This window comes from Tychonema sp. LEGE 07196 (assembly GCF_963890365.1).
Lineage (GTDB): Bacteria > Cyanobacteriota > Cyanobacteriia > Cyanobacteriales > Microcoleaceae > Microcoleus.
On sequence record NZ_CAWPRX010000167.1, the window covers coordinates 1 to 13,640 of the forward strand.

Consider the following 13,640-nt stretch of genomic DNA (forward strand, 5'->3'; position numbering starts at 1 on the left):
TTCCTTTTTCCCTCTTCCCTCTTCCCTCTCCCGTCTTCCTTCTTCCCTCTCCCTCTCCCCTCTTCCATCTTCCTTTTCCCTCTTCCCTCTCCCTCTCCCGTCTTCCTTCTTCCCTCTTCCCTCTTCCATCTTCCATCTTCCTTTTTCCCTCTTCCCTCTTCCCTCTCCCGTCTTCCTTCTTCCCTCTCCCTCTCCCCTCTTCCATCTTCCTTTTCCCTCTTCCCTCTCCCTCTCCCGTCTTCCTTCTTCCCTCTTCCCTCTTCCTTCTTCCCTCTTCCCTCTTCCTTCTTCCCTCTTCCTTCTTCCCTCTTCCCTCTTCCCTCTTCCCTCTTCCTTCTTCCCTCTTCCCTCTTCCCTCTTCCTTCTTCCTTCTTCCTTCTTCCTTCGTCAAAGATTAAAGATATCGATCGAGAATAGCAGCAGTTTCCCGGCCTGTCTTTTCCCAGCTAAATTGTTTTGCTCTGGCCAAACCGAGTTGCCGCAAGTGCGATCGAGCTTTGGCATCCGTTACAAGCTCTTGCATAGCAGAGGCTATTTCCTGGACGCTGTAGGGATTGACTAACAGTGCGCCGTCCCCCGCGACTTCTGGCATCGAAGACAGGTTAGAGGTGATAACAGGAGTGCCACAGGCCATTGCTTCGAGTACGGGGAGGCCGAATCCTTCCCAAAGACTGGGGAATAGCAGGGCGATCGCCCGGTTGATGACTTTGGGCAAGTCAGCAGCCGGGAGATAATCTAGAAATTTTACTCGATCGAACAATCCCAATTCTTGAACCTGCGCCTTCAGCAGCGGCGTATAGCGCCGATCTTCGGAACCTGTTATCCACAATTCGTACTCGGAATTCTTGGGTAAAGCTGCAAACGCTGATACAACTCGCTGCACGTTTTTATGGGGATTGTGGCGGCCCATATAAAGAAAATAATTGCTTGTTGGTAAGTCTAGAAACTTAAAAAAACTCGCATCATAGCCGGGAAAAATTCGCGAAATCAAAGAACTGGGAATCTTGCAAAAATTCATGAGATCGTTGGCCGTCGATTCGGAATCGCAGATGATATGTTCAGCCTGTCGCAACACTTGCGGAATGTAGTAGCGGTGATAAGGTGTCAGCGGATCGAAGCGGCGGGGAAATCGCAGCGCTATTAGGTCGTGTACTGTAATTATATAGCGACAACCTGCAAATAAAGGAGCTTCGGGAATTGGAGAAAATAATAAGTTAGATTTTAGCTGTTTGTAAATTTTTGGTAGTTGGGTTTGTGTCCACAGCAATCGATTGATGTGTCCTCTGCTTCCTTGTTCTGGTGTGAGGTTGGCGGGAATTTCGTAGCAGTTATTGTTGGAAAAATTCTGGGCTGTAAGTAAGGTGGGATTGAGAGAATTTAGGTGGGGAAATAGATTTTTGGCATAGATGGCTAAGCCTGTTGGTTGAGAAATTAGAAAGGAAAGGTTAATTAGCAGGTTGGATTGGGGATTGGACATGGGATAATTTGTAGATTGCGGTTTTTTGGTGGGATTTTTTTTTATTTAACCGCAGAGGGCGCAGAGGCGCAGAGAGGGAGGTTTTAAAGGTGTTGTTGTAAGATTTTGGCGGTTGCTTCTCCGGTTTTTTTCCAGCTAAATTGAGCCGATCGCGCTAAACTGGCTTTTTTTAAGTTCGATCGCACTTTGGAATCTCTGGCTATTGTTTGCATGGCGTCGGCAATTTCTCCAACGCTGTAAGGATTGACTAATAATGCTGCATCTCCGGCGACTTCTGGCATTGATGACAGGTTGGAAGTGATGACTGGTGTACCGCAGGCCATTGCTTCCAAAATTGGCAAGCCGAATCCTTCCCAAAGTGTGGGAAATACGAGGGCGATCGCCTGATTCATTAGTACGGGCAATTGAGAATAGGCAACGTAACCGAGAAACTTTACTGAAGATTGTAAACCCAATTCTTCAACTTGGGCGATCGACTGCGCTGTGTAGGCGTTGGGAGGCCCCGCCAGCCACAATTCGTAGTTTGTGCGATCGGGCAAACTCGCAAATGCAGCAATTAATCTTTCTAAGTTTTTGTAAGGATCGTGTCTCCCTGTATAAAGAAAATAATTTTTAGCTGGCAAGTCGAGATATCTAAAATTAATATTATCGCAAGCTAGGGGAATTGCCGTCATTTTCTGACGCGGGATTTGGTAAAAGTTAGCAACATCCGCCGCCGTTGCTTCAGAATCGCAAATAATGTGTTCCGCTTGCTGCAAAACCTGCGGTATGTAGTAGCGAAAATAAGCCGTCAAGCGGGAAAATTTTTGGGGAAACCGCAAAGGAATTAAATCATGTACCGTAACAATGTAGCGGCATTTTGAATACAAAGGTGCTTCGGGAATTGGCGAAAAAATTAGGCTTGACTGTAATTTATTGTAAATTTTTGGCAATTTAAATTGAGTCCACAGCAGCCTGTTAATTTGTCCCTTCGGCCCTCGATTCGGACTCAAAGTTTCGGGTATTTGATAGCAACTATAATTATCAATTTGCTGGGAAGCGAGTAATGTTGGTTCTAGCTGTTGCAGTTGCGGGAAAAGATTGGCGGCATAGGTTCCGATTCCCGTAGGTTCGGGAGTTAAGAAGGATAAATTGATTAACAGTGAATTAGACATGATTTTAGATATCCGGCGACTGGAAGTCGCGACTACACATACAAAGTCCGCAGCAGAGGGGGATTGAATGAAATGCTAATAAAATCGACTTTGATATTAGTTTTATTCAAGAGGAGTTGAGCTTTGAGTCAGGAATTAAAAACCCCTGGCGGATTTTTTAATTAGCCTTTAAGGTCGATCGAGCATTTGAGCAATATCAGCAGGATTTGGCAGCCGAATTGTAGCATATTCTTGGTGAATAATCTCAAAAAAACTATTGACTTTTTTCTCAAAACCTGCAAGTCTAAACTTCTGACTGCGCTGCTGTGCACCAGCTTGAAGTTCAGCTAACAAATCGGGATTAACAATTAGTTGATGCGAATGCTGGCAAAGTTCCTCAACGGTATTGAACAAAAAACCCGATCGCCCGTGTTCGACAATTTCCACTTGGCCACCACCAGCAAAGACGATCGGAGCACAACAGTTTTGCATTGCTTCCACAGTCGCCATCCCGAAATGTTCAAATCTTTGAGGATTCACTTCACCCAAACCGCAGCCGTGCCAAAAAATGCTCGCTTTAGCATAAAGCAATTTTACTTCTTCAAAAGAAGCATTAACTTTGAGTTCGATCGCCCTTGAATCTTGCCTCAATAAATTTTGAACCGTCTTTAAATAAGGATTTTTGGGAATGCTGCTACCAGCTAAAATCAGCCGCCATCCTTGAAGTCGATCGGGATAGTCTGCTAGCAAACTGCGGAAAGCTTTAATTAGTTCAATTTGCTTTTTTGTTCCCCCAGCTTCAAACTGTCCCACAGCTAAAATGACCTTTTCTTTCGCCACTTTCACCGTTGCCATTTCCACGGGCGGATAAAGTAAAAAAGTTGGCTGCAAGTTCCAGCGTTTTTCCAGCCACTTGACAGTAAATTGACTGTTGGCAATAATAAAAGTGTAGTCATCCACAGCAAAGTGACGGTTGTGAAAAACATTGGGAAAGTGGCAAAAAAATATTGATATCGGCGATAGCGGTTTCACTTTTTCTAGTTGGTTAGCATTGATGAAAATATCGTAATTTTTGCTTTCTCTGGAAATTTCATCAAAGGGATTTTCCATGTCCTCCACGATGATGCTGGAATCGATACACTGCATTCCGCGTTTGTCGTAAAACTGCAACGGAATAATTTTAATTTTGCATCGAGAAAGATTCAGCCCGTACCACGATTCTAAGTCGGAAACAGCAACGGGTTTGTTGGCGATGAAGGTAATATCAAATTCATTTTGCAGCAGCGAGGCGATGGTAGCGACGTATTTTTGGCCGCCGCCGATAAAATGGAGTCCGTGATCGTAAATGGCGATCGACATTTTGCGATCGCCCCGAACCACCTGCAATCGAGGTAAAATGCGATCGACCTTGCTGCGGCTGTAAATCACCGCCAACTTTTCCAACAACTGCGGGAGTACATTTGCGATGATTTCCGGTTTCTGATAATCTAGCAATTTTTTAATCGCCACAAACAAACTCTCGAACAGCAAATTGTACTGTTTGTTAGAAAAAAAATCTGAAGTATGAATCGCCTTAACTAATTGTAAAGGTTCGTGTTTCGCCAAATACAAAAACCGATTGCGGTTGCAGAAATACTCAGTCAGCTTGCTACCTTTACTAGAACCCCGATACTCGTGATGGGCGATAGCTGCGGGAACATAAAGCATTTTCCAACCCCGTTTAGAGCAGCGTTTCGCAAACTCTACATCCTCAAAATACATCACAAAATCTTCATCAATCGACCCCACATCTTCCAGACATTCCCTGCGAAAAAGCACCGCCGCCCAACAAAGCCCCTCGACTTCCCCTTCTGTATCGTACTGTCCCGAATCTTTCTCGCCAAAACCAATATCTTGCCAATAAAACTCAGGTAATTGCTGAATTCCCGCGCTGTTAATTCGCCCGTCTTTAAACAACAATTTACCGCTAGCAGCGCCGACTTTATTGTCAGTTTCTAGCCGTTTTACTAATATTTCCAACCAGCGACTGTCAAGGGTTGCATCATTATTTAAAAAAGCGATATATTCCCCTTTTGCTTCGCCGATTCCGAGGTTGAGAGCTTTGGCGAAGTTGTTCGCGGAATTAACAAATATCCGAACTTTAGGAAACAGTTCGCGCAAAGCATTAACCGAATCGTCTTGAGAACAATTATCAATTACAATTAAATCAAGTTGTTCTTCTGGATAGGTAAGTTTTTGTAGAGATTTCAAGCAATCTTTAGTGTGGCGCAGATTGTTATAATTGACTATAATCAACGAGCATATGGGCAGTACAGTCATTCGATTTTAGATTCTTAGATTTTAGATTTTAGATTTTAGATTGAAGAATTGCTGGCGCGAATAACCCTGAGCCTTGTTAGCAAATTATTTGGGGTCATTTTTGATATTTGATGGCGATCGATCGCCCAATTGAGCGGCAATCATCTCTAAAATAGCAGTCTGTTGCTGCTGCACTGCTTTAATTTCCTCTATTTCTGACTGAAAATTGGCGATCGCCTGTTGTTGAGTCTCAAGCTGTGCTTTAACTTCGGGAAGACAGCCACTGAACTCTGATACAATTTTTATCTCTAGATTTTGTTGATTTTCTTGCAATTTTTGCAACTGTCTGCTCAACGTTTGCACCACGCGGGTATTAGCAAAGTTGTAAATTACTTGTCGTTCCAGTACCGGTCTGAGCAATTTTCGGACGATTTTCCTAACGGCTATGACTGCGGAACCCAGTTGTCTCTGGTAAGAAGTAATGGGGACGTTGTAAATGTCGAAACCAGTCTTCAAAAGCGCGATATCTTCGTCATCTTCATCTCTGGCGATCGCACTATTTTCTCTTGCAAACATCACCGAATCAGCAATACCAATTCGCGGCTCCAAAGTTTGTCGCAATTTATCTATAATTTGTTGAGTTGGTATTTCTTCGGACTCCAATCTTTCACCTCCTTAAAACCTAGGGTTCCCACTGCGAACCATCCCGCCAATGTAACACCATCCCGTGAATTTAGGCGTGCGCCGCACAGTATCCCGTGAATTATCGGTCAACCCGCGCGCAGCGCGCACCCTACAAACCGCCCGCCATTCCCTAGATTTTGCCTAGGAAAATGGTGCGCGTCTCAACTTAAGTTAACTCAATTTGACTGTCATCACCGATCATAAACCGCAAAGCCTTTGGACGCGCCGGCGCATTAATAAGTTGAGCTCGCTGCCCGATCACGCTATCAACAATTCGCTGATGAATGCCAATTATTTTCGCCCCTTGCAATATTACACTGTGTTCGATATCAGCATCAATCATCGTCACGCGATCGCCAATACTGCTGTAAGGCCCGACAAAGCAATTTTCAATGCGGCTATTTTCTCCAATTACCACAGGCCCGCGAACTGTAGAATTAATAATTTCCGTTCCTTCGCCTATTTGTACGCGCCCGATAATTTGACTTGTGCTGTCTACTTTCAATTCAGATGAAGCTACGATACGGCTATCTAAAATGATTTGATTTGCACTCAGCAAATCATCTTTTTTCCCCGTGTCCAGCCACCAACCCTCTAAATTACAGGCTTCTACCTGTTTTTTCTGATTGATGAGCTGTTGGATAGCATCAGTAATCTCCAGTTCGCCGCGGGGCGAAGGTTGAATTTGATCGATCGCCTCATGAATAGTAGGAGCAAAAAAGTAAATTCCTACCAGTGCTAAATTCGACGGTGGAACTTTTGGTTTTTCTACCAACTGCAAAACTCGCCCGTTTTCATCAACTTTTGCCACACCGAAAGCCGAGGGATTGACAACAGGACGCAACAAAATTAGACCGTCTAGTTTTTGCTTTTGAAAAATCTCTAAAAACGGATCTAGCGAATTTTCAATTAAGTTATCTCCCAAATACATAATAAACGGAGAATCGCCTAAAAACGGTCGGGCAACTTTCACCGCGTGAGCGAGTCCCGCCGGTTCTGATTGCAAGATATAAGTAATTTTTGCACCGAAGCGAGATCCATCTCCAGTTTTCGCCTTCACCTCTTCCCCAGTTTCGGGACTAATAACAATCCCAATATCCGTAATCCCAGCCGCCACAATTCCTTCTATTCCGTACCACAGTATCGGCTTATTTGCCACAGGAACCAACTGCTTAGCACCCGTATAGGTTAGGGGACGCAAGCGTGTTCCTTTGCCGCCAGAGAGGATGAGTGCTTTCATGGGGTGAAATCTAAGTTATCCTTTAGGGTTTGCGGTGCTGGCTCGATTTGCCTGCACTTGTTCGCTCTGGTTAATTTTAAAGCACCGCTACCCCGCTGGCAATAGGCTCGATAGCAGAAAGAAGGCTTCAAAGGCTTCAATCGAGGTAAAAATAAGCACGAAGGAAGAAGGAAGCAGCAATCAAAGCAAGGGTTTGAGCAATGCGAAAACTTTCTCAGTCTCTTGGCGGTTGCTGTCCAATTGATTTATAGTCGATCGAGCATTCAGTCATCTCAAATCGAAAAATGGCAAATCTCAAATAGTTTAATAGCGACCGTATCTAGCGATAACGTTATTACCACTATTATTGTTATTTGTCAACCAAGCCCACATTTGATCGCCCAGACAAAAATGCCACCACTCGTTAGGATGCTGCTGAAAACCAGCAGCTATCATGGCATCTTTTAATATTTGCCTGTGCAGGTGATATTCCTGTTTGTGAGGCTGCTTGCTATTGGCAAAATAATCGGGATAAGAGCGTTCTGATGTTTCATCAATCGGAGAACCCATATCAATTTTTTGATTATTTTCGTCCACTAAAGTTATATCTAAAGCAGCGCCTGTACTGTGAGGCGGAGGCGTAGCTAGATCCATACTCGGTACGGCCCAAAATTGATATACGTGATTGATAATTACTTCGCGTTTGTCTTCGGAAACCGGAAATTCGCAGCCTTGAGCTACAGCAATTTGATTGAAAGTATAATCTACCATAAATTGCTGAACTTCTACCGGCCGATAAGCGTCAAATATTAGAATTTGCCAATGAGGATAATGTTGCTGTAGTTGCGTTTTAGCTTTTGTTAAACTCTTGACAACTCCTTGCCGCAAATAGTAAGGCGAATCTGCTTTGCTGTTGTGATAAGGAGCACCGAGTTTTTGATAGGGGTGCGGCGTTTCTAAGGCAAAATGTTCGGTGGGAATTGGCACTAAGGGTTCGCCGCATTCATCGATCGCTATTTGCTGATATGGTTTCACAGTATAATTGTGATGAATTTGTATTTTTTATTTAAATGCTCAATTTAGATACTAGCACGGGAATTGCATTTATTTCCGAAAATTCGCCAGTCCGCGCTCAGTTGCGACAATACGTGCAAGGACAGCAAATGGTGATGACTCAGACGGCTTTTAATGAGTTGACTAATATTGTTCAAAGCATAGCAGGTTCCTTGGAGCAAGCGCGAGCAAGTCGATTCCTTCAGAGAGTGGATGTCATTCGCGACAATCCTTCTGTTAGATCGTTAAATTTGCAGATAACTAGAAACTTAGGCGCAAATGATATAATAATTTTGGGAACAGGAGACCAGTTGGGCATCACAACCATGACAGCAGATGCTAAAGCTGTTAGGGCAATAAGCGGTCAAGGTGTTGATTTCAGCGTGTACGTCCACCCTCCGTGTCGTTTAACGGGAAACTAACAATGAAAGTTGCTATTGAACATTATTTGTTGAGTACCTATAAGTTGATTCACCGTGCTTTTCCTGACGGAGTTAAACATGAGGATTATTTTCCGCTTTTGGCACTGCTTTACGGTGAAATGTCCGATCGCAATTTAGCAGAAGTCATGGCACACTGTACAGGTAAAGATTATTATCTTGTTCTGAATGATGTATATGGGGTCGGTTCAACCGGTGAACCGGATGCTGAAGCTATTGCTAAGCTGAAGGATCGTTTGCTGGCTTGCGGTTACGCAGAATGGCTAGAAGAGTAACTGTTTTTATAATTACTCAACTCCGGGCAAGTTTGTAGTGAAGAGTAAAGTATTCATAAAAATCCTAGGATTAAAGTCTTCACTACAAACCTCAAAAAAATTCTAACTTTGGCGGTAAGCAACTACCGCATAAAATGGATCGCCGCCTCCCATCCCCAGCATTTGCATAAAACTCGGTAAGTTAGATTGTTTACTAACTACTTCCGGTTTGCTAAATCCGGGTATGTTCGCTCCTTTGACCGAATCAAAGTAACTCTTGACCAATTGTACCCGATCGCCCTCCGCAGCTTCCCGCCAAGCCGCAATTGCCTTTTGATAAAACATCCGGTTAGAAAAGCTGATAATTGCTACGCCTCCGGGCTTCAAAATGCGGCGAATTTCGGCAAAAATCGCATCCGGCTGTTGCAAATACTGCACCGATACACAGTTGACAACTGCGTCAAATTCTGCATCTGCCAGCGGCAATTTGGGATTTGCGTTCAAATTTTGCAAGAAATAATGATTCAGCCTGGGATTTTTTGCTAACTCCTCTTCATTCATGCCGTGGCCTTCGACATGGGCAAATTCCATTTCTTCCGGCAAGTGAGACACCCAACTGCTCATCATATCAAAAATCCGAGTATTGGGTTTGAGCCGTTCCCGATACAAATCGGTTAGTTGCTGAATAAACCCGTCATCTACATGAGTCACAAACCGAGGAGAGGAATAGAACAGTGTATCGTCGGTGTCGTCTAACTTGGTACGCAAAGAGTCTGGAAGCAACATAAAGTCCGATCGCAAATAAGATTTACTCTTTCTAGTTTAAGAACAATTAAGATTTGTAAACACCTTTCCCCAGAAGGAAATCCGGCTTGCATGGTGGTTGAGGGCGCGATGGATAGTTGAAAGTTAGACACCCTCTGCAACGCCACAGTCTGGGCGAGTGGGCGAGTCGGCCAGCGGGCGAGTTCGCCAGTCCGCCACCCAAGGGGTTTCAACCCGGTTGGGTTCGCAGTTTTAGCGCAGCATTTGCCCTAACCAAAAATTCTACTTTCCCCCTTGACAACTTCCCAAATACACTTTACACTGATAGTACGAACGCTAAGTAATAAACCGATGGTTACTACATCCACTGTCGATCGCAAATATCTAGCTCAGTGGCACGACGTTCTTGCTCCCCAAAGCTTGGGCTATCGGCTCAAACTGCTGGGGCAGCTAGGAACTCGCAGGCTGCAAGAAATACTCGAACCCTTCGGGCTGACACCTTTCCACTGGCTGGTACTGTGCTGCTTGTGGCAAGAAGACGGTTTGCCGACTTCCAGCATTGGCGACAAACTGCAACAGGTAGGCGGGACGCTGACGGGCGTGATCGATCGCATGGAAGAAAGAGGCCTAGTCCGCCGGGAGAGAGACACGCGCGATCGGCGTATATGGCGCATTTGGCTGACAGACTCTGGTTCCCAACTGCAAGAGGTATTACCCCCGCTGGTAGCTGAAACCCGCTCGCGAGCTATGGAAGGCATTCCAGAAGCCGAACGACAACTGTTTTCCCAATTGGTCGATCGGGCGATCGTTAATCTTTCCTAAACCGACAAATCGCTCTTTCGAGTGAAGCGCTGCAGCATCTACCTCCACTAAATTACAAATAACTGCAAAATACTACGTATTCTCTTTGATAGCACCAAAAAAAGCCGTCTTAATAAATAAAAACTACGTACCCTAAACAAACGACATCTTATTAAAGAATCAGGAGCCAAATATCATGAAAGACACAAACGAAATCAACCAAGCAGAATTCAACGGCAACGGCAACGGCAACGGCAAAAGCAAAGCAGTAGCTGTATTAGAAAAGCCGATCGATGACACCATAGCCAAAAGCCTACCAGTAATCCCCGCCCCAGAAACAGAAGTCAGCGCCGAGGTCAAAACCGGCCCAGAAACAGAAATCCAACCACCCCTGCCGCCGTCGGAAACACCCAAGAAAAAGTCCAAGAAACCACTAATTTTCGCTGTATTGGGCATCGGGGCGATCGCAGCGGGCAGCTTCGGCTACCACTACTGGCAATACGCCTCCATCCACGAAGAAACCGACAACGCCACAGTTGCCGGACACATCCACCAAGTCAGCAGCCGCATCAACGGTACAGTCAGCGAAGTCTTAGTAAAAGACAACCAACAAGTCAAACGCGGACAACCGCTGATTAAACTCGACCCCCGCGACTACCAAATTAAACTGCAACAATCCCAAGCAGCCTTAGAAAACGCCCGCCGCCAAGCCGAAGCAGCAATCGCCAATATTGCCCTCGCCTCTCAAACCAGCCAAGGCAAAACAGCCCAAGCCCGAGGAGATATCAGCACCGCCAACGCTGGCATTTCCACCGCCCAAGCAGCCATTAAAGAAGCCCAACAAGGGGTACCCGCCGCCGAAGCCGCAGTCGCCCAAGCCGAAGCTGGCGTGCCCGCAGCAATCGCCAAAGTCACCCAAGCCGAAGCTGGAATTCCCCAAGCACAAGCCAAAGTGACGGAAGCCGAAGCCGGTATTGCAGCCGCGCAAGCTCAGCTAGTGCAAGCGCGAGCTCAGCTAGTGAAAGCGCAAGCTGATTACAAACGGTACGAAAGCTTGCAAGAAGAAGGTGCGATCGCCCGCCAGCAACTAGACGCAGCTAGAGCCGCCTATGAAGTAGCCCGAGGCCAAACCACCGCAGCCCAACAAGGAATTGCCCAAGCTAGAGCGCGCTTAGCCCAAGCCAAAGAAGGCGTAGTCGAAGCCCAAGCAGGAGTAGCCCAAGCTAGAGAAGGGGTAAAACAAGCTGAAGCTCAAGTCGCCCAAGCTCAAGTCGGTGTCGCCAGCGCTCGAGCTAAAGTCGCCGTAGCCCAAGAAGGTATCAGTACCGCCGAAGCGAAACTCGCTGCATCCCAGGGCGGGTTGCAACAAGCTCAAGCTACGGGCGAGCAAACTAAAGTCAGCCGATCGCAGTATGATGCTGCTAAGGCTGCGATCGCCCAATCGGAAGCTGCGGTTAAAGACGCTCAACTGCAACTTTCCTACACTAATATCACCGCACCAGCCGCCGGACAAATCGGCCGCAAATCGGTTGAAGTCGGGCAGCGGGTGCAGCCGGGAAGTCCATTAATGGCGATCGTCAGCAACGATTTGTGGATAATTGCTAACTTCAAGGAAACGCAACTGGCAAAGATGAAACCAGGCCAAAAAGTTGAGATTAAATTAGATGCTTTTGGTGGCCGCAAATTTGAAGGTCATCTCGATAGTTTCTCCCCAGCTTCTGGCGCTCAATTCTCCCTATTGCCTCCCGACAATGCGACGGGAAACTTCACCAAAGTAGTGCAGCGGATTCCGGTAAAAGTTGTGTTTGATGCCGAAAGCATTAAAGGCTACGAATCTCGGATCGCACCGGGGATGTCTGCTACGGTAAATGTTGAACTGAAATAAATTAAGCAGTCATTACACAGGCTAATAAGACTGGTTTGGTCGCAGAATCCCGGTTTCTGGCAATTATGCACAGGCTAAGAAACCGGGTTTCTGCGATTATCTTTGTAGCGCAGCGAAAGATATCGGAATCAACCCGGTTTCTGGAGATTTACGCACAGGCTAAGAAACCGGGTTTTTGCGATTATCTTTGTAGCGCAGCGAAAGATATCGGAATCAACCCGGTTTCTGGAGATTTACGCACAGGCTAAGAAACCGGGTTTTTGCGATTATCTTTGTAACGCAGCTAAAGAGATCGGAATCAACCCGGTTTCTGGAGATTTACGCACAGGCTAAGAAACCGGGTTTCTGCGATTATCTTTGTAACGCAGCTAAAGAGATCGGAATCAACCCGGTTTCTGGAAATTTATGCACGGGCTAAGTTTCTGGAAGATTATTTTTATTGCCTTAAAAACAATATTAAAACCTCATTATATCGCGAATCTAAGTTTTTTTTGCGAATAAAACAACTTTATGGTACACTACCAGATTGTGAATATTAATCAAAAGTAAAGTAACAAGCCGGGAGAAATCTAAATGACACAGCAAACCCTGCACGGAACCAGCCGCAAAAGAAAAAGAACATCCGGTTTTCGCGCCAGAATGCGTACCGCCACCGGTCGATTGGTAATCAAAGCCCGCCGCAGCAAAGGTCGCCACCGCCTCGCAGTCTAGCACTGCAGCCTTGGTGGAGAAGCCTCAACGATCGCAGCTACCATGTTGCCTCCTACAAACCGACTCAAGCACCGAAAAGACTTCAGCGCCGTTTACCGCAAGGGAATGCGCCGCAACTCGGCTCATTTCAGCTTAAGAGCTCTTCGCAAACCCAAAAGTGTCGAATTAAACAAACCGACGACAGCCGAGAAATCGGTGCCACCAACTCGCACGGGCATTTCTATCAGTCTCAAGGTGAGCAAGCGCGCTGTAGTCCGCAACCGGATTAAGCGCCAGATTCGGGCAGCTTTGCGAGAGCTATTGCCCAGATTAAAATTTGGGTGGGATTTAGTAATTGTCGTGCGTCCGATCGCACAAGAGTGCAATTATGCAGAAATTCTGCAAGAATTAGAGCAGTTGTTGGTAGAAGCCGAGGTACTAGATGGGAATTCGAGAGGAAGTATATTATGAAGGCGGCCCCGCGCTTGGAGACTTGATCGTGAACTTGCTCCTGGGGCTTACTGTCGTGGGAATCCCCCTCGCAGTAGGAGCAATTGTACGGGCTCTGTGGCTGCGCTACCGGATCACCAGCCGCCGTGTCTCCATAACTAGCGGTTGGATGGGGCGCGATCGCACAGATGTTATCTACTCCGATATAGTCAAAATGGTCACAGTACCTCGCGGTTTCGGGAGTTACGGAGACATGGTGCTGACAATGAAAAATGGCGGCCGCTTAGAATTGCGATCGATTCCGAAATTCCGAGCCATGTATGATTACATTAACGAAAAACTGCCCGCAGCCGCTCAAAAAGCCAACGCGGCTAAAACTAAATAACCGCAGCGTTTTCACCCTAGTTTGAAGCCCAAATTAGTCTATTTTTGCATTTGCAGATTCTTCGACAACGCAAGTGAACAAGTTTGAAATTTGAGATTTATTTGCT

At 45.9% G+C, this 13,640-nt stretch carries 15 protein-coding genes; 7 read left to right on the forward strand and 8 right to left on the reverse strand.

Annotated elements, in window-relative coordinates:
- The 7 genes from AACV78_RS19090 to AACV78_RS19120 form a co-directional block, all read right to left on the reverse strand.
- On the reverse strand, positions 1 to 391 hold a 391-nt coding region (locus tag AACV78_RS19090; RefSeq protein WP_194074325.1), incomplete at its 3' end, for a hypothetical protein.
- Positions 392 to 394: 3 nt separating this feature from the next.
- A complete protein-coding gene (locus AACV78_RS19095) occupies positions 395 to 1,477 on the reverse strand; it encodes a glycosyltransferase family 4 protein (RefSeq protein WP_194010936.1) in 1,083 nt (360 codons plus the stop codon).
- Between the two features lie 83 nt (positions 1,478 to 1,560).
- Positions 1,561 to 2,631 (reverse strand): glycosyltransferase family 4 protein, encoded by a 1,071-nt coding sequence (locus AACV78_RS19100; protein WP_194010935.1) that lies wholly within the window; start codon positions 2,629 to 2,631, stop codon positions 1,561 to 1,563.
- A 168-nt stretch (positions 2,632 to 2,799) separates the two neighbouring features.
- Positions 2,800 to 4,929: a glycosyltransferase gene (locus AACV78_RS19105; RefSeq protein WP_194010934.1), complete on the reverse strand. Its 2,130-nt coding sequence runs from the start codon at positions 4,927 to 4,929 to the stop codon at positions 2,800 to 2,802.
- Between the two features lie 84 nt (positions 4,930 to 5,013).
- Entirely contained in the window at positions 5,014 to 5,571 is a 558-nt protein-coding gene (locus AACV78_RS19110) for a hypothetical protein (RefSeq protein ID WP_194010933.1), read from the reverse strand.
- Between the two features lie 187 nt (positions 5,572 to 5,758).
- On the reverse strand, positions 5,759 to 6,832 hold the full coding sequence (locus AACV78_RS19115; protein ID WP_194010932.1) for a glucose-1-phosphate thymidylyltransferase: 1,074 nt from the start codon (positions 6,830 to 6,832) through the stop codon (positions 5,759 to 5,761).
- A 303-nt stretch (positions 6,833 to 7,135) separates the two neighbouring features.
- Positions 7,136 to 7,846 (reverse strand): M15 family metallopeptidase, encoded by a 711-nt coding sequence (locus AACV78_RS19120; protein ID WP_194010931.1) that lies wholly within the window; start codon positions 7,844 to 7,846, stop codon positions 7,136 to 7,138.
- Between the two features lie 35 nt (positions 7,847 to 7,881).
- Between AACV78_RS19120 and AACV78_RS19125 the strand changes: the two genes are divergently transcribed.
- Together AACV78_RS19125 and AACV78_RS19130 are read left to right on the forward strand one after the other, a co-directional pair.
- The gene (locus tag AACV78_RS19125) at positions 7,882 to 8,286 is read left to right on the forward strand and encodes a DUF1308 domain-containing protein (RefSeq protein ID WP_194010930.1); all 405 of its coding nucleotides are present in this window, start codon (positions 7,882 to 7,884) and stop codon (positions 8,284 to 8,286) included.
- A 2-nt stretch (positions 8,287 to 8,288) separates the two neighbouring features.
- Complete coding sequence (locus tag AACV78_RS19130; RefSeq protein WP_194010929.1) at positions 8,289 to 8,579, forward strand: DUF3349 domain-containing protein; 291 nt, start codon at positions 8,289 to 8,291, stop codon at positions 8,577 to 8,579.
- A 102-nt stretch (positions 8,580 to 8,681) separates the two neighbouring features.
- On the opposite strand, the gene AACV78_RS19135 is transcribed toward AACV78_RS19130, so the two are convergent.
- A complete protein-coding gene (locus AACV78_RS19135) occupies positions 8,682 to 9,344 on the reverse strand; it encodes a class I SAM-dependent methyltransferase (protein WP_194010928.1) in 663 nt (220 codons plus the stop codon).
- 330 nt (positions 9,345 to 9,674) lie between these two features.
- Between AACV78_RS19135 and AACV78_RS19140 the strand changes: the two genes are divergently transcribed.
- The 5 genes from AACV78_RS19140 (at position 9,675) to AACV78_RS19160 (ending at position 13,534) form a co-directional block, all read left to right on the forward strand.
- On the forward strand, positions 9,675 to 10,145 hold the full coding sequence (locus AACV78_RS19140; RefSeq protein ID WP_194010927.1) for a MarR family winged helix-turn-helix transcriptional regulator: 471 nt from the start codon (positions 9,675 to 9,677) through the stop codon (positions 10,143 to 10,145).
- 175 nt (positions 10,146 to 10,320) lie between these two features.
- Positions 10,321 to 12,009, forward strand: a complete 1,689-nt coding sequence (locus AACV78_RS19145) for an HlyD family secretion protein (protein ID WP_194010926.1) — start codon at positions 10,321 to 10,323, stop codon at positions 12,007 to 12,009.
- Between the two features lie 573 nt (positions 12,010 to 12,582).
- Positions 12,583 to 12,720, forward strand: coding sequence for a 50S ribosomal protein L34 (gene rpmH / locus AACV78_RS19150; protein WP_006632320.1), 138 nt, complete (start codon positions 12,583 to 12,585; stop codon positions 12,718 to 12,720).
- Between the two features lie 42 nt (positions 12,721 to 12,762).
- Complete coding sequence (gene rnpA, locus AACV78_RS19155) at positions 12,763 to 13,170, forward strand: ribonuclease P protein component (protein WP_194010925.1); 408 nt, start codon at positions 12,763 to 12,765, stop codon at positions 13,168 to 13,170.
- Entirely contained in the window at positions 13,142 to 13,534 is a 393-nt protein-coding gene (locus AACV78_RS19160; protein ID WP_194010924.1) for a PH domain-containing protein, read from the forward strand. Before rnpA ends, AACV78_RS19160 begins: the two co-directional genes overlap by 29 nt.
- Positions 13,535 to 13,640 lie beyond the last annotated feature (106 nt).

What these genes read in the sequence shown, in the direction of transcription:
- AACV78_RS19095 (WP_194010936.1), bottom strand. Translation starts at nt 1,477, where the DNA reads ATGTCCAATCCCCAATCCAACCTGCTAATTAACCTTTCCTTTCTAATT.
- AACV78_RS19100 (WP_194010935.1), bottom strand. Translation starts at nt 2,631, where the DNA reads ATGTCTAATTCACTGTTAATCAATTTATCCTTCTTAACTCCCGAACCT.
- AACV78_RS19105 (WP_194010934.1), bottom strand. Translation starts at nt 4,929, where the DNA reads ATGACTGTACTGCCCATATGCTCGTTGATTATAGTCAATTATAACAAT.
- AACV78_RS19115 (WP_194010932.1), bottom strand. Translation starts at nt 6,832, where the DNA reads ATGAAAGCACTCATCCTCTCTGGCGGCAAAGGAACACGCTTGCGTCCC.
- AACV78_RS19125 (WP_194010930.1), top strand. Translation starts at nt 7,882, where the DNA reads ATGCTCAATTTAGATACTAGCACGGGAATTGCATTTATTTCCGAAAAT.
- AACV78_RS19130 (WP_194010929.1), top strand. Translation starts at nt 8,289, where the DNA reads ATGAAAGTTGCTATTGAACATTATTTGTTGAGTACCTATAAGTTGATT.
- AACV78_RS19135 (WP_194010928.1), bottom strand. Translation starts at nt 9,344, where the DNA reads ATGTTGCTTCCAGACTCTTTGCGTACCAAGTTAGACGACACCGACGAT.
- AACV78_RS19140 (WP_194010927.1), top strand. Translation starts at nt 9,675, where the DNA reads ATGGTTACTACATCCACTGTCGATCGCAAATATCTAGCTCAGTGGCAC.
- AACV78_RS19145 (WP_194010926.1), top strand. Translation starts at nt 10,321, where the DNA reads ATGAAAGACACAAACGAAATCAACCAAGCAGAATTCAACGGCAACGGC.
- rpmH (WP_006632320.1), top strand. Translation starts at nt 12,583, where the DNA reads ATGACACAGCAAACCCTGCACGGAACCAGCCGCAAAAGAAAAAGAACA.
- rnpA (WP_194010925.1), top strand. Translation starts at nt 12,763, where the DNA reads ATGTTGCCTCCTACAAACCGACTCAAGCACCGAAAAGACTTCAGCGCC.
- AACV78_RS19160 (WP_194010924.1), top strand. Translation starts at nt 13,142, where the DNA reads ATGGGAATTCGAGAGGAAGTATATTATGAAGGCGGCCCCGCGCTTGGA.